Genomic DNA, 15,773 nt, shown 5'->3' with positions numbered 1-15,773 from the left:
TCGCAACGAATCACTACGTCCGAAGAACCTGGAAAGACCCGTAGCTGAATGACCGACAATCCTGAGACCGAAACCGGCGCCAGCGCCGAATATGGTGCCGATTCCATCAAGGTGCTGAAGGGCCTGGATGCCGTGCGCAAGCGGCCGGGCATGTACATCGGCGACACGGATGACGGTTCCGGCCTGCACCACATGGTGTACGAAGTCGTGGACAATGCGATCGACGAGGCGCTTGCCGGCCACGCGGATATCGTGACGGTGACGCTCAACCCGGAGGGCTCGGTAACGGTCACGGACAACGGCCGTGGCATCCCGACCGACATCCACAAGGAAGAAGGTGTCTCGGCGGCCGAGGTCATCATGACCCAGCTGCACGCCGGCGGAAAATTCGACCAGAACTCCTACAAGGTTTCGGGCGGTCTGCACGGCGTCGGCGTCTCCGTCGTCAACGCCCTGTCGGTTTCATTGAAGCTAAAAATCCGGCGCGCCGGCAAGATTCACGAGATGAGCTTCACGCACGGCGTCGCCGATGGCGCTCTTGCCGTTACCGGCGACGCCGGCACGGAGACGGGCACCGAAGTCACCTTCATGCCGAGCGAGCAGACCTTCTCGAAGATCGAATTCGATTATGCGACGCTCGAACATCGCCTGCGCGAACTCGCCTTTCTGAATTCCGGCGTTCGCATCGTCTTGACCGACAAGCGTCATTCAGACATCCGCCGCGACGAGTTGATGTATGAAGGCGGGCTGGAGGCCTTTGTCGCCTATCTCGACCGGGCGAAGAAGCCGCTGGTGCACAAGCCAGTATCGATTCGTGGCGAGAAGGACGGCATCACCGTCGAAGTGGCGATGTGGTGGAACGACAGCTACCACGAAAACGTGCTCTGCTTTACTAACAACATTCCGCAGCGCGACGGCGGAACCCATATGGCGGGCTTCCGCGGTGCACTGACGCGCCAGGTCACCTCCTACGCGGATTCCTCGGGCATCACCAAGCGGGAAAAGGTCACGCTCCAGGGCGAGGACTGCCGCGAGGGCCTGACGGCGGTGCTGTCGGTCAAGGTGCCGGATCCGAAGTTCTCGTCGCAGACAAAGGACAAGCTTGTTTCCTCCGAGGTTCGTCCGGTGGTCGAAGGCCTCGTCAACGAGGCGCTCAGCACCTGGTTCGAGGAACATCCGAGCGAAGCCAAGATCCTGGTCGGCAAGGTGGTCGAAGCGGCCGCGGCCCGCGAAGCCGCCCGCAAGGCTCGCGAACTGACGCGCCGCAAGGGCGCACTCGACATCTCGTCGCTGCCGGGCAAGCTCGCTGACTGCTCCGAACGCGATCCGGCAAAGTCCGAAGTTTTCCTGGTGGAAGGTGACTCGGCGGGTGGTTCCGCCAAGCAGGGCCGATCGCGCGAAAACCAGGCGATCCTGCCGCTCCGCGGCAAGATCCTCAACGTCGAGCGTGCGCGCTTCGACAAGATGCTGTCGAGCCAGGAAATCGGCACGCTGATCACCGCGCTGGGCACCTCGATCGGCAAGGACGAGTTCAACGCCGACAAGCTGCGTTACCATAAGATCATCATCATGACGGACGCCGACGTCGACGGCGCCCACATCCGTACCCTTCTGCTCACCTTCTTCTTCCGCCAGATGCCGGAACTGATCGAGCGCGGCCACATCTATATCGCCCAGCCGCCGCTCTATAAGGTCACGCGCGGTAAGTCGGCGCAGTACTTGAAGAACGAGCAGGCGCTCGAAGATTACCTGATCTCGATGGGCCTCGAGGAAGCGACGCTGCAGCTTGAATCGGGCGAAGTTCGCGCCGGCCAGGACCTGCGCGAGGTTATCAACGACGCGCTGCGCCTGCGTAACCTCATGAACGGGCTGCACTCGCGCTACAACCGGGCTATCGTCGAACAGGCGGCCATCGCCGGCGCGCTGAACGTCGAGCTCAACGGCCAGCGCGATGAATACGAGAAGACCGCTGCGGAGATCGCCCGTCGCCTCGACGTGATCGCCGAGGAAACAGAGCGCGGCTGGACCGGTGCCGTCACCACGGAAGGCGGTTTGCGGTTCGAACGCATGGTTCGCGGCGTCAAGGAAGTCGCGGTGCTCGACATGGCGCTGATCGGCTCGTCCGATGCCCGCTATATCGACCAGCTGGCGGCAAAGCTGAAAGAGGTCTACTCGGCGCCGCCGGTGCTGCGTCGCCGTGACGGCACGCAGGAGGTCAGCGGACCGCGTGCGCTTCTTGACGCGATCTTCGCCGCCGGCCGCAAGGGCCTGTCGATGCAACGCTACAAGGGTCTCGGCGAAATGAATGCCGAGCAGCTCTGGGAAACGACGCTCGATCCGAACGTCCGCTCGCTGCTGCAGGTCCGCGTCACCGACGCCACCGACGCCGATGGCCTGTTCTCGCGCCTGATGGGCGACGAGGTCGAGCCGCGCCGCGACTTCATCCAGGAAAACGCGCTGAGCGTGGCGAACCTCGACATCTGATCGAGGTTTTGCAGAGACAGAATAAAATCAATGAAAATCCCGGCCTGGCGCCGGGATTTTTGTTGGTGGTTCATTCGCCCTTGAACTGGCCTTCGAAGGCAAATTCGCTGACAGGCTTGCGCTGGCTAGGGATCTCGCGTGCACGCAGATCGTCGGGAAGCGTCGCGGGATCGGCCAGCCGGCCGATCGCGACGGCGGCCTCGACCCGGTGGTATTCGGGAACGTTCAGAACGCGCATTGCCTTGTCGCGGTCGATGCCCGCCATGCCGTGGGTATGCCAGCCGGCGAGGGAAGCCTGCAAAGCAAGGCTGTACCAGGCAGAGCCTGTATCGAAGGCATGGGTATAGGACGGCCGCATTTCACCGCTTTGCGCAGGGTTGTGGGTTTTCGAAATGACGATCACCAGCGCGGCGGCATTCTTTGCCCAGCGCTGGTTACCCTCATCGAGAGTGTCGAGCAGCACGGGAAAGCGCTCTGTGCCGCGACGGGCATAGACGAACCGCCATGGCTGACGGTTGCTCGCAGACGGTGCCCAGCGGGCGGCTTCGAAGAAGGAGAGCAGGGCGTTTTCCTCGATCTCCTCGCTGGTGAAGGCGCGGGGCGACCAGCGCTCCAAAAACAATGCGTCGATAGGGTAGTCGGCTTTTCTGTTGTCGGTCGCCGTCATGGACATGCCTCTTCTTTATCGTTGCGAGCTCCAGTGGCCTTCGGCGTGTGACTGGTTGTTCGCCTATGGTCCGATTCGCCTGGCGACGCTACATGAGGACGGGTGCCGATGAAACCGGGTTTGGGGCGCGCAAAATACGACTGAGCGACGGCGTGGGCGCAGTTTCGGGAAAGTGCAAAACGACAGAATTGGGTCATTGCCGTATCCCTGAAAAAAGTTGTATAAGTTCTGTAGACTTTGAGAGAGGACGGATCATGTCGTTTAAAGACCCATCATTGTTTCGCCAGGCAGCCCTCGTCGGCGGCGAGTGGATCGAATCGGACGCGGCGAACGCGATTGAGGTGAACAACCCAGCGACCGGCGAGATCATCGGCCGCGTGCCGAAGCTCGGCGCCAAGGAAACCAAGGCTGCAATCGAGGCAGCACGCCTGGCCCAGAAGGGCTGGGCTGCCCGCACTGCCAAGGACCGCGCCGGCGTGCTTCGCAAGTGGTTCGACCTGATGATCGAGAACAAGGAGGATCTCGGCCGTATCCTGACGCTTGAGCAGGGCAAGCCGCTGGCCGAGGCGACCGGCGAAATCGTCTATGGCGCAAGCTTCGTCGAGTGGTTCGCCGAAGAAGCGCGGCGTCTCTATGGCGACCTGATCCCCGGTCATCAGCCCGACAAGCGCATTCTTGTCATGAAGCAGCCGATCGGCGTCGTCGCGGCGATCACGCCGTGGAACTTCCCCAATGCGATGATCACCCGCAAGGCCGGTCCGGCCTTCGCCGCCGGCTGCGCCATGGTGCTGAAGCCCGCGGCACAGACGCCGTTCTCGGCGATAGCGATCGCCATCCTTGCCGAACGCGCCGGCCTGCCAAAGGGCCTCTTCAGCGTCATTACCGGTTCCGCTCGCGAGATCGGCGCCGAGATGACCTCCAATCCGGTGGTGCGCAAGCTGACCTTCACCGGCTCGACCGAGGTCGGAGCCGAGCTCTATCGCCAGAGCGCCGCCACCATCAAGAAGCTCGGCCTCGAGCTTGGCGGTAACGCGCCGTTCATCGTCTTCGACGATGCCGATCTCGATGCCGCGGTCGAGGGCGCGCTGATCGCCAAGTTCCGCAACAACGGCCAGACCTGCGTCTGCGCCAACCGCATCTATGTGCAGGACAAGGTCTATGACGCCTTCGCCGACAAGCTCGCCAAGGCGGTCGCCAAGCTGAAGATCGGCAACGGCCTCGACGAGGGCGTGATCCTCGGGCCGTTGATCGACAGGTCAGCGCTGGAGAAGGTGGAAGAGCACATTGCCGACGCCACCTCCAAGGGCGCGCGCGTGATCCAGGGCGGCAAGCGCCACACGCTTGGCGGCACTTTCTACGAGGCGACGGTTCTGACCGACGTCACCCAGGCGATGGCGGTTGCACGCGAGGAAACCTTCGGGCCGGTGGCGCCGCTCTTCCGCTTCACCGACGAGGCGGATGTTGTGGCCCAGGCGAACGACACCGAATTCGGCCTCGCCTCCTACTTCTACGCCAAGGATCTCGCCCGCGTGTTCCGGGTGGCTGAGGCGCTCGAATACGGCATGGTCGGCGTCAACACCGGGCTGATCTCGACGGCGGAAGCGCCGTTCGGCGGCGTCAAGCTGTCCGGTCTTGGCCGAGAAGGCTCGCGCTACGGCATCGAGGAGTTCACCGAGATCAAATACGTCTGCCTCGGCGGCGTTGCATAAGATACGGTAACCCAATCACAAAGCCGGCCGGAAAGTTCTGGCCGGTTTTTTTCTTTGCCGGTAGAAATCTCGTGATCGCGGGATGTACGGCAATGATCTCATCCCGTCGCAATACAGGAGGAGATGGCCATGCCGGCACCGACGAACCCTTTCAAGGCAGCTCTGCGCGAAAACCGCTTCCAGCTCGGGCTCTGGGTGGCGCTTGCCAGCCCCTATGCCGCGGAGGTGGTGTCCGGTAGCGGCTATGACTGGCTGCTGATCGACGGCGAGCATGCGCCGAACGATATTCCGTTGCTGTCGGCGCAGTTTCGCGCGGTCGCAGGCTCGGCCAGTCACCCGATGGTCCGCCTGCCGGTCGGCGACACCGTGCTGATCAAGCAGATCCTTGACACCGGCGTGCAGACCCTGCTGATCCCGATGGTTGGGAGCCTGGCCCAGGCGCAGCAGCTGGTGCGGGCCACCCGCTACCCGCCCCACGGCGTCCGCGGGGTTGGCGCGGCGCTCGGCCGCGCCTCGCAATTTGGCCGCGTCGCCGATTATCTGCAGACGGCCAGCGATGAGATCTGCCTGATCCTGCAGATCGAAAGCCGGGCCGGCCTTGCCGCACTCGACGAGATCGCAGCGCTCGACGGCGTCGATGGTCTATTCATCGGTCCGTCCGACCTTGCGGCGGATATGGGTTACCTCGGCAAACCGGGTCATCCCGAAGTGCGTGCGGCGATCGCCGACGCGTTCCTGCGCATCAAAAAGGCCGGTAAGGCAAGCGGCATCATGACGCTCGATCTCGAGCAGGCGCGGGACTACCGCAACATCGGCGCCGATTTCATGGCGATCGGTACGGATGTCACATCGCTCGTGCGGGCGACGACAGCCCTGCGCCAGGAGTTTCTCGGCGAGGCGGCTCCGGCACCAAAGAAGCAGGAATCCGGCTACTGATCGGAAATTGCCGCGAGCTCGGGCATTGGCACGCCCGGGCTCCAGCGTCTGAGGTCGGCGATCCGGCGCGCTATCTTTTCCTGATGATGGTTGGCGATATCGCCAAGGCGGTGGTTGAGAAACGGGTTGCTGAAACGCTCCAACGTTGCGGCAGCATAGCTGGTCGCCTCGTTCTCCAAACCCTTTGCGGCGAAAGCGCGGATGACTTCGGCTTGATAGATGTGTTCGAGCCGGCCTGCCACGCGGGCATCAGCGAGGATTTCCCGGACAGTCTCGTTCGGGCGGCGGTTTTCCTTCAGCCAGAGATCTGCAAGCACCGTGTGGCCGAGATTGAGGATGTGGAGCTTCAGCTTTTCGTAGGGCGTCAGGTCTTCCACGAGCTTCACGGACGGGTCGATACAGGGCAGCCGTAAACCCGGCTGGTTTTCAATGGCCCACAGCGCGTAGGGCTCGGCAATGGCGCCGGCAGGCTCCAGCGGTTCGGAGACGATGCGGTCGACCAGCGTATTTGCCCAGACGACATCCTCTGTGAGCCAATTTGCGAAGGCATCGTCTTCGATGCGGTCGGCCGCGAGCCGCAACATTAGCGCTTTGAGCACCTCGCCATTGCGCGAAACGAGTTCGCAGGGAAGGATCGTCAGCGGTCGTCCGCCCACATCGAATCGGGCCTTGAGAAGCAGAAGGAGTTTACCCGGAAAGGAACGGGGGATCTCCGATGCCAGGTCATCCTCAGCGACCTGAAAGCCGGTATCGCCGGTATTGGAGATCAGGATTTCCGCCTCCTCGGCGACAATGTTCATAACGTCGGCCCAGTTCTCGCCAGTCGAAAGTGCCCGCGATACGCTGGTGACGCGCTTTGTTTGGTCAATTCGCTCGCCGTCGAGAAGGCCACGGACGACCACGGGAAAGCCGTCGGGGTGGGTGAGAGCCGCAAGACGGCCTGAACGCTCTTTCGACCCGGTCGTCTGCACCACCGTGATGGGTCCCGGTGCATGACCCGTCTTCAGCGCCTCGCTGATGAAGAGATCGGCATGCGCCTGAAGGAAACGGCTCGTCCCGAATTGTACGATCGGCGTCGGCATGCGTAGCTCCGATAGCTGGCTATGGAATGGATTGAAGCAAGGTTTCGCGCGCGGACTGGAGGTGCCGCCGGCAGGCCTGCTCGGCCTTTTCGGGATCGTGCGAGCGTAGAGCTTCGATATAGGCGAGATGTTCTTCGAGCGCGCGGGCGTTGCGCTGGCGCGCATTCGTCTTGTTCCACTGGTAGTGATAGTGGAAGACGATCGCGATGATGTCGTAGAAATCGACGATGAAGCGATTGCTGGACGCCTTGTGCACCAGCAGGTGAAATTGCTCGTCGAGCTCCGAGAATTCCTGATAGCGCCTGTCGATATCCGCCAGGATTTCCCGATGCAGAGCTTCGATCTTCGTCAGCTCCTCCCAAGCCGGGTGGTCGTCGGGAAGCGAGACGAAACGCGCGGCCGAGCGCAACTCGAACATCTCGCGCACCTCGGTCAACTCCAGCGCAAATTCCCGCGTGAAGCCCTTGAGTATCCAGTGACTGTTCGGCCGTTTCTCGATCAGGCCGAAGCGGCTGAAACGGATGAGGAATTCGCGCACGCTGGTGGTGCCGGTGCCGATTTCACGCGCCAGTTCAAGCTCGTTGATCTGCATCCCCGGCTCGGCCCCGCCGGCCAGTATCCTGCGCATGAAGCTGCGCTCGATGATGTCGGCGAGCGAATCGGTTTCTTCGGTCGGAAAGTAGTCGTCGGGGCGCGGCTGCCGCAGCACGTTCTTCTTGCGCTTGTCCCATGCGATGAGCTGCAGTTCCTCAAAACGGCTGAGGATCGCTCGCACCGTTGTTCGGCTGACGCCGAGCACCTGCCCAAGCTCCGGTTCGGATGGCAGGGAGGATGTGTCAGCCAGCAGCCGCAGGCAGCGGTTATAGGCATCCTTGAAGACGGTGTTCTGTTTTGCCATGGCGACGTCCGGGTCGTTCGAATTTCTCTGCGCTTATGCGGAGGCTCCTCTATCCCGTCGCTCGGGTTTTGTCTTCGCCTGTCGTCAACATCGGTTCCTCCCGTTTGCCGCGATGGCCTTGCCGGCCGCGGTTCGGATCTTTCGCCATAATACCCATTGACGACGATCTGTCTATTGTAGATAAAAGACAGAATAACTGACCAAAGCACTAAGGGAGAGATCGGTGTCTGCGCCGTCCACCATTCTGCTCGCACCGGAGGACAATGTCGTCGTGGCGACGCTGGCGATCGCTGCCGGCGACAGCCTGCCGAACAATGCTCAGGCGGCAACCCAGGTGGATGCTGGCCACAAGATCGCGATCCGCCCCATCCGCGCGGGCGAACCGGTCGTCAAATATGCCCAGGCGATCGGTCGGGCGACCGTCGATATCGCGCCGGGTGACCATGTGCATTCCCACAATCTCGCCTTCGACCGCGACCGGCTCGCGATCGGTCCGCAGGGGACGCCGCAAGCGGCAAGCGAGACCGACAAGACCCGCACCTTCATGGGCTATCGGCGTGGCGACGGGCGGGCGGCGACGCGAAATTACATCGGTGTCGTCGCCAGCGTGAACTGTTCCACCACGGTCTGTCGTGCGATCGCCGAGGAGGCGAACAGGCGCATCTTGCCGAAATACGAGGGCATCGATGGCTTCGTGCCGATCGTGCACGACCAGGGCTGCGGCATGTCGTCGACGGGCGACGGCATGGCCAATCTGCATCGCACGCTTGCGGGTTATGCCCGCCATGCCAATTTCGGCGGCGTGCTGATGGTCGGCCTCGGTTGCGAGGTCAACCAGCTGACGCTTTATGGCCAGAGCGGAACCGGCACAGAAAAGCGGCACTTCAACATCCAGGAGGCCGGTGGCTCCCGCCGTTCGGTGGAAAAAGCGCTCGGCATTCTCGACGAAATCGCGGCCGAGGTCGGCATGGAACGTCGCGTCGCCATCCCTGTCAGCGAGATCATCGTTGGCCTGCAATGCGGCGGGTCGGATGGGCTTTCAGGGATCACGGCCAATCCGGCGCTCGGTGCCGCAGTCGATATTCTTGCTGCTGCCGGCGGTACCGCGATCCTCTCGGAAACCTCGGAAATCTACGGCGCAGAGCATCTGCTGCGCAGCCGGGCAGTGAACGAAGCCGTGGCGGTGAAGCTCGACGGGCTGATCGCCTGGTGGGAGAATTATGTGGCGATGCACGGTGCCTCGCTCGACAACAACCCTTCGCCGGGCAACAAACGCGGCGGCCTGACGACAATTCTCGAAAAGTCGCTCGGTGCCGTCGCCAAGGGTGGCCGCTCGCCGTTGAACGCCGTCTACCGATATGCCGAACGGGTGACCGAGCACGGGCTCGTTTTCATGGATACGCCGGGATACGATCCGGTGTCGGCCACCGGCCAGGTCGCCGGCGGTGCCAATGTGATCGCGTTTACCACCGGGCGCGGCAGTTGCTTTGGCTGTCGACCCGCACCGTCGATCAAGCTCACCAGCAACACGGCGCTGTTTAGGGCAATGGAAGAGGACATGGATATCGATTGCGGCGTGATTGCTTCCGGAGAAGCGAGCATTGCCGGGCTCGGCCGCGAGATCTTCGATCTGATCGTCGAAACCGCTTCGGGCCGCAAGACCAAGAGCGAACTCTTCGGCTACGGCGACAATGAGTTCGTGCCCTGGCATCTGGGGGCGACGCTCTAGGCAGGCGATGGACGCATCCTTGGAGGAGGAGAACAGGGAATGCAGACGAGACGGATCGGTCGAACCGGACTATCGGTGACCGAATACAGCTTCGGTGCCGCCGGCCTCGGTGGGCTTTACCGGGAATGCACGCGCGACGCCGCCTTGGCAACGCTGGATGTGGCGTGGCAGTCGGGTATGCGCTATTTCGACGTCGCACCCTTTTACGGCCTCGGGCTTGCCGAGCGCCGCGTCGGCGACTTCCTGCGCGACAAGCCGCGCAACGATTTCGTTCTCTCCACCAAGGTTGGCCGTCTCCTGCATCCAGTGCCGGAAGACAAGGTCTCCGACTATTCCTATGTGAAGCCGCTCAACTTCGACGTCGATTACGACTACAGCTACGACGGCATCATGCGGTCGGTCGAGTTCAGCTATGCCCGGCTCGGCCTCAACCGCATCGATATCCTCTATGTGCACGATATCGGGGTCTACACCCATGGGGCCGTCCGCAACGCCGTCTATCTCAGGCAATTGCTGGACGGCGGCCTCAAGGCGCTGGAGGAGCTGATGTCCTCAGGAACGATTGCGGCCTATGGCCTGGGTGTGAACGAGGTTCCGGTCTGTCTGGAGGTGATGCGCCGCGCCGATATCGACTGCATCCTGCTTGCCGGCCGCTACACCCTGCTCGATCGCTCGGCCGTCGCCGAACTGCTGCCGCTTTGCGAGAAGAAGCAGACATCGCTCGTCGTCGGTGGCGTTTTCAATTCCGGCATCCTGGCGACCGGCCCGGTCGAAGGTGCCCATTTCGATTACATGCCGGCAACCGCCGAAGTCAGGCAGAAGGTCGGCGCGATGGAAGAAGTTGCCCGCGCGATGAATGTGCCGCTCGCGGCCCCGGCGATGCAGTTTCCGCTTTTCAGTCCGCAGGTGGCCTCCGTGCTGCTCGGCACCGCAAGGCCGGAGAGCCTGAGGCGCAACATGGCGCTCGTCGAACGCCGGTTGTCCGCACCTGATCTGGCGGCGTTCGATCCGTTTACTTTGGTCGCGCCGGAACTCGGAGACCAGCCGGTTCGGGTCTAGCGGGTGGCGCCGCTTCGGGGCCTGAAATGCATGTTCTGCCGGCTTGCCAAGCCGTGAATGTCGTATTAGCATTCCAATATGTTTTTTATCGATAAAAGATCGATAGCCGGCACCTGCGATCGATCTCCAAAACCTGGAACACGGTGCAAAAAGAGGAGAAACCTGGGATGAGCATTCTGAAAAGCAGCCTTACCCGCCGTGCCTTCACGGCCCTTGCCGGCGCCGCGATGATCGCCGGCATGACGCCGGTCGCATCCTTCGCGCAGGACGTGACGATCCCGATCATCGTCAAGGACACCACATCCTTCTACTGGCAGATCGTTTTGGCCGGTGCGCGCGCCGCCGGCAAGGACCTGGGCGTCAACGTGCCGGAACTGGGCGCTCAGGCCGAGTCCGACATCAACGGCCAGATCAGCATTCTCGAGAATGCGGTGGCTGGCGCACCGGCTGCCGTCGTCATTTCGCCGACGGAGTTCAAGGCGCTTGGCAAGCCGATCGACGAGGCAGCCAAATCCGTTCCGATCATCGGCATTGATTCTGGCGCCGACTCGAAGGCCTTCTCCTCGTTCCTGACCACCGACAACGTCCAGGGCGGCCGTATTGCTGCCGATGGTCTTGCTGCGGCGGTAAAGGAAATGACCGGCAAGGAAGAGGGTGAGATCGCCATTATCACCAACCTTCCCGGTGTCGGTTCGCTCGATCAGCGCCGCGAAGGCTTCCTCGATCAGGTCAAGACCAAGTATCCGGGCTTCAAGGTGGTGGCCGACAAATATGCCGACGGCCAGGCGACCACGGGTCTCAACATGATGACGGACCTGATCACCGCAAACCCGAATCTCATTGGGGTCTTTGCCTCCAACCTGATCATGGCGCAGGGCGTTGGCCAGGCGATCGCCGAAAACAAGCTCGGTGACAAGATCAAGGTGATTGGCTTCGACAGCGACGACAAGACCGTCGGCTTCCTCAAGGAAGGCGTTCTGGCGGGTCTCGTCGTTCAGGATCCCTATCGCATGGGCTATGATGGCGTGAAGACGGCGCTGGCCGTCTCCAAGGGTGAGAAGGTCGAGGCGAATGTCGATACCGGTGCCAACCTGGTGACCAAGACCAATATGGCGGACCCGAAGATCGACGCTCTGCTGAACCCGAAGATCAAGTGATGATGGCTGGCGGCGGCGCATTTGTTCGCCGCCGCCTGTTTGCGACCGGAACGAGGACCGGTCGCAAGCAATCTCTGCGATGGGAGGAATGCGCAGATGACCGAGTTGCAAGAGGCACGCGATGTCAGGACCGAAGGGCTTACGGTGGCCACGCGCCATCCGGTTCCGAAGGGCGAGCCGATCCTGGAGCTGCGGGCCCTTCAGAAGAAATATGGCGCTGTGGAAGCGCTGAAGCCCGCTTCGCTGACGTTCCTTTCCGGTGAAATCCACGCGATCGTCGGTGAGAACGGTGCCGGCAAGTCGACGCTGATCAAGCTCTTGACCGGTGTCATCCGGCGCACGTCCGGCGAGATTTTTTGGTGTGGCAAGCCCGTCCAGCTCGGCACGCCGCATGAGGCGATCGAACGGGGCATCAACGCGGTGCACCAGGAGGTCGTGCTCTGTGCCCATCTGTCGGTGGCTGCCAACATGTTCCTTGGCGACGAAATCAATCGAAACGGCCTGATGCGCAAGCGCGCCATGACCGATGCGGCGCAGCGGGTGCTCGATGATCTCGGCTTCAACCTGCCGGCAGGGGCCGTGCTCGGTAGCCTCACCATCGGCCAGCAGCAACTGGTCGCAACGGCGCGCGCCGCCATGCGTGGTACGCAGTTTCTGATCTTCGACGAACCGACGGCCTATCTTACCCGACAGGAATCGGCCCAGCTCTTCCGCCTCATCCGCAGGCTGCAGGCGGAAGGCGTGACCATCGTCTACATCAGCCACCGCATGGAGGAGGTCTTCGAACTCGCCGACCGTGTCTCGGTGCTGCGCGACGGCACCCATGTCGGCACCCGCAAGATCGGCGAGACGAACGAGGCGGAGCTGATCGCGCTGATGATCAACCGCACGATCGAGCAGATCTACCACAAGGAGCATTTTCCAGCCGGCGACATCATCGTCGAAACGCGGAACTTGAGCGGCCCCGGCTTTCAGGATGTGTCGCTCACCGTCCGTGCCGGCGAGATCGTCGGGCTTTACGGGCTGATCGGGGCGGGACGCAGCGAATTCGCACTCGGTCTCTATGGACGCCATCGCCCGAGCGCCGGCGAGGTCTACTGGCAGGGGCGCAAGGTCGACATCGCCAGCGAACGCATGGCCATGGACCTCGGCATCGCACTCGCGCCGGAAAGTCGACGCGACCAGGGCCTATGCCTCAATCTGCCGATCGGCCTCAACATCAACCTGCCGGTGTTCAACCGGCTGACACGCGGGCTGACGATCAACGGCCAGCAGGAGCGCGAGAATGCCGACCGGCAGATTCGCGATCTGAAGATCAAGACGCCGTCGCGCCGGGTGCTCGTCTCCGCCATGTCGGGCGGCAACCAACAGAAGATCGTCATCGGCAAGTGGCTGAGCCACGGTGCCAAGCTCTTCATTTTCGACGAACCGACTGTCGGCGTCGATGTTGGCACGAAGGCGGAAATTTACCGCCTGTTCGCGCGGCTTCTGGAGAACGGGGCGGGCATCATCCTGATTTCGTCCTATCTGCCTGAAGTCTACGAGCTCGCGGACCGGCTGCATGTATTCCGAGGGGGACGGCTGGTCGCCAGCCATGACTATCGTGCCGCGAGCCACGAGGAAGTGCTGACGCAGGCGATCGGCGTTTGATTGCGCTGAGGGCGATTCCAGCAAGAGTGTGAAGCCGTTTGGCGTCCGGATTGCGTTAGAGCGAGTGAAATTCGAGGGATGCAGGGAGGAAGACAATGAGTGTGGAAACGGTGGAGAGCGGTGCGGGTGCGGCGCCACGGAAAGGCGTGAGCATCCTGTTTGGCCTCACTCTTCTGGGGCTGCTCCTGTTCCTCTGGCTGCTGTTGGGCTTTGCCACCAACAGCTTCTGGACGCCTAACAACATCAGCAACCTGCTGCGGCAGGGCGCGATGACGGCCATCCTTGCGGTCGGCCAGACTTTCGTCATCATCACCGCAGGCATCGATCTTTCGGTGGGCGCCGTGGTCGGCTTCACCAGCGTCATCGTCGCCTGGCTGCTTGCCGCCGGCGTGCCGCTCTGGGCCGCTATCATCCTCACGCTTGCCTTCGGGGTGGTGATCGGCGCTTTTCACGCCTTCGGTATTGTGCGCATGGGGCTGCCGCCCTTCATCATCACGCTTGCGACCCTCACCTCGCTGCGCGGCATCGGCCTGCTGATCACCAACGGCTCGACGATCTCGATCACCGATGAGGCCTTCACTAATTTCTCGCGTGCGGATTTCCTCGGCGTGCCCAGCCTGTTCTGGATGGTGATCGTTGTGGCGGTTCCGGCCTACATCTTCCTGCATCTGAGCCGCTTCGGTCGCTATCTCTTCGCCGTCGGCTCCAACAGCGAGGCGGCGCGCCTGTCGGGTGTCAACGTCCACCGCACCATCTATCTTGCCTACATCCTCTCCTCGACCTGCGCCGCTTTTGTCGGCCTGCTGCTTGCCTCGCGCATCGGCATCGGCAATGCCACCCAGGCCGAAGGTTGGGAACTGCAGGCGATCGCCTCCTCTGTCATTGGCGGCACCAGCCTTTTCGGTGCGGTCGGCTCGGTGCATGGCCCGCTGCTCGGTGCCTTCATCCTCGCGACGATCAACAACGGCGCCAATCTGCTCAACGTCAACTCGTTCTGGCAGCGCATCATCACCGGGGCGCTGATCATCGTCATCGTCTATTTCGACCAACTCCGGCGCCGCAGCGCCCGCTAGGCGCTGCCACCGTCATCCGAGAGAATTGCCATGAAAGCCGTGCTCTGCCTCGAACCCGGCCGCCTGGAGGTCGTTGACCGTCCGCCGGCCGAAAATGTGCCTGACGGTTGGGTGCGTCTCGCGGTCAGCCATGTCGGCATTTGCGGCACCGACTACCATATCTTCGCCGGCAAGCACCCGTTTCTGGAGTATCCCCGCGTCATGGGTCACGAGATCTCGGCAACGGTCGTCGCCGGCGGTCCTGGGACGGTGATCGCCCCGGGAACGCGGGTCGTCGTCAATCCCTATCTCGCCTGCGGCACTTGTGTTGCTTGCCGCCAGGGCAAGCCAAACTGCTGCACCTCGATCAAGGTTCTCGGCGTCCATACCGACGGCGCCTTCTGCGAGGAAATCGTCGTGCCGGAAGGAAATCTCTATCCGGCATACGACCTCTCGTCGGAGGCCGCGGCGACCGTTGAGTTCCTCGCCATCGGCGCCCATGCGGTGCGGCGCGCTTCGGTTGCTCCGGGGGCGCGCGCCCTGATCATCGGCGCCGGACCGATTGGCCTCGGCACGGCAATCTTCTCGCGCATCGCCGGCCACCGGGTGGTGCTCGCCGACACCAGCGCCGAGCGGCTGGCTTTTGCGGCGGAGAGGCTCGGTTTCAAACATGGCATCGTCGCGGACGCGGACGTTGCAGCACGCGTCGCCGAGGCGACGGATGGCGATGGCTTCGATGTCGTCTTCGATGCCACCGGACACGGCGGATCGATGCAGGCGGCCTTTGCCCATGTCGCCCATGGCGGCACGCTGGTGTTCGTCAGCGTGGTGAAGGACGAAATCCGCTTCTCAGATCCCGAGTTCCATAAGCGCGAGATGACGTTGATTGGCAGCCGCAATGCGACGCGCCAGGACTTCGATCACGTCGTCGCGTCGATTGGTTCCGGCCTTGTGCCGGTCGAGGCGCTGATCACCCACCGCACGACGCTGGATGGTGCGGTCGTCGATCTGCCGCGATGGGCAGAAGAAAAGTCGGGTCTCGTCAAGGCAATCCTCAAGGTGGCAGCAGCATGAGCGAGGGCGGCCTTGCTGCATCGCCGCAGAGGCCGCACCTGGCGTTCGCGCTTCGAAGTCGCCAGTTTTTCCGTGAAAATGCCTGGCATCGGTTCTCGACACACGAAAATAGCGGAAAACCGCCAGTTTCGGACAAGCTCGTTTGCAAATCGTCAGGAATCCAGATTCATTCTGGCCTAAGGCCTTGTATCGAGGTGAGACGGGTATATTTGTTGCGCTGCACAAAAAACATGGTAGTCTGGCAGCGATTGCGGACACCAAGACAAACAATCGCAA

General features: G+C 62.3%; 12 protein-coding genes. 9 read left to right on the top strand and 3 right to left on the bottom strand.

Annotated features, from left to right (window positions below; all coding sequences use genetic code 11):
- The first annotated feature begins 48 nt into the window (after positions 1-48).
- Positions 49-2,484, top strand: coding sequence for a DNA topoisomerase (ATP-hydrolyzing) subunit B (gene gyrB / locus BBX50_RS05590; protein WP_065774328.1), 2,436 nt, complete (start codon positions 49-51; stop codon positions 2,482-2,484).
- A 70-nt stretch (positions 2,485-2,554) separates the two neighbouring features.
- On the opposite strand, the gene BBX50_RS05585 is transcribed toward gyrB, so the two are convergent.
- On the bottom strand, positions 2,555-3,151 hold the full coding sequence (locus tag BBX50_RS05585; protein WP_065774348.1) for a nitroreductase family protein: 597 nt from the start codon (positions 3,149-3,151) through the stop codon (positions 2,555-2,557).
- 254 nt (positions 3,152-3,405) lie between these two features.
- Here BBX50_RS05585 and gabD point away from each other — a divergent pair, with 254 nt between their 5' ends.
- Together gabD and BBX50_RS05575 are read left to right on the top strand one after the other, a co-directional pair.
- On the top strand, positions 3,406-4,860 hold the full coding sequence (gabD, locus tag BBX50_RS05580) for an NADP-dependent succinate-semialdehyde dehydrogenase (RefSeq protein WP_065774327.1): 1,455 nt from the start codon (positions 3,406-3,408) through the stop codon (positions 4,858-4,860).
- Between the two features lie 129 nt (positions 4,861-4,989).
- On the top strand, positions 4,990-5,796 hold the full coding sequence (locus tag BBX50_RS05575; RefSeq protein WP_065774347.1) for an HpcH/HpaI aldolase/citrate lyase family protein: 807 nt from the start codon (positions 4,990-4,992) through the stop codon (positions 5,794-5,796).
- Here the strand turns inward: BBX50_RS05575 and BBX50_RS05570 are convergent.
- Positions 5,790-6,878, bottom strand: coding sequence for a D-mannonate oxidoreductase (locus tag BBX50_RS05570; protein WP_065774326.1), 1,089 nt, complete (start codon positions 6,876-6,878; stop codon positions 5,790-5,792). The two genes, BBX50_RS05575 and BBX50_RS05570, sit on opposite strands and share 7 nt — an antisense overlap.
- 19 nt (positions 6,879-6,897) lie before the next feature.
- Positions 6,898-7,776: a GntR family transcriptional regulator gene (locus BBX50_RS05565; protein ID WP_065774325.1), complete on the bottom strand. Its 879-nt coding sequence runs from the start codon at positions 7,774-7,776 to the stop codon at positions 6,898-6,900.
- A 223-nt stretch (positions 7,777-7,999) separates the two neighbouring features.
- Here BBX50_RS05565 and BBX50_RS05560 point away from each other — a divergent pair, with 223 nt between their 5' ends.
- The 6 genes from BBX50_RS05560 (at position 8,000) to BBX50_RS05535 (ending at position 15,497) form a co-directional block, all read left to right on the top strand.
- Entirely contained in the window at positions 8,000-9,505 is a 1,506-nt protein-coding gene (locus BBX50_RS05560) for an altronate dehydratase family protein (protein ID WP_065774324.1), read from the top strand.
- Between the two features lie 39 nt (positions 9,506-9,544).
- Complete coding sequence (locus BBX50_RS05555) at positions 9,545-10,564, top strand: aldo/keto reductase (protein WP_065774323.1); 1,020 nt, start codon at positions 9,545-9,547, stop codon at positions 10,562-10,564.
- Between the two features lie 167 nt (positions 10,565-10,731).
- Complete coding sequence (locus BBX50_RS05550; RefSeq protein WP_065774322.1) at positions 10,732-11,721, top strand: ABC transporter substrate-binding protein; 990 nt, start codon at positions 10,732-10,734, stop codon at positions 11,719-11,721.
- A gap of 96 nt (positions 11,722-11,817) precedes the next feature.
- On the top strand, positions 11,818-13,371 hold the full coding sequence (locus tag BBX50_RS05545) for a sugar ABC transporter ATP-binding protein (RefSeq protein ID WP_065774321.1): 1,554 nt from the start codon (positions 11,818-11,820) through the stop codon (positions 13,369-13,371).
- A gap of 95 nt (positions 13,372-13,466) precedes the next feature.
- Positions 13,467-14,444, top strand: coding sequence for an ABC transporter permease (locus BBX50_RS05540; RefSeq protein WP_065774320.1), 978 nt, complete (start codon positions 13,467-13,469; stop codon positions 14,442-14,444).
- 30 nt (positions 14,445-14,474) lie between these two features.
- Positions 14,475-15,497 carry a zinc-binding alcohol dehydrogenase family protein gene (locus BBX50_RS05535; RefSeq protein ID WP_065774319.1) on the top strand — a complete coding sequence of 341 codons (1,023 nt, stop codon included), beginning with the start codon at positions 14,475-14,477 and terminating at the stop codon, positions 15,495-15,497.
- Positions 15,498-15,773 lie beyond the last annotated feature (276 nt).

This window comes from Ensifer sp. LC11 (assembly GCF_001695835.1).
Taxonomy (GTDB): Bacteria; Pseudomonadota; Alphaproteobacteria; order Rhizobiales; family Rhizobiaceae; genus Ensifer.
This window is presented reverse-complemented; position numbering and strand designations above follow the sequence as displayed.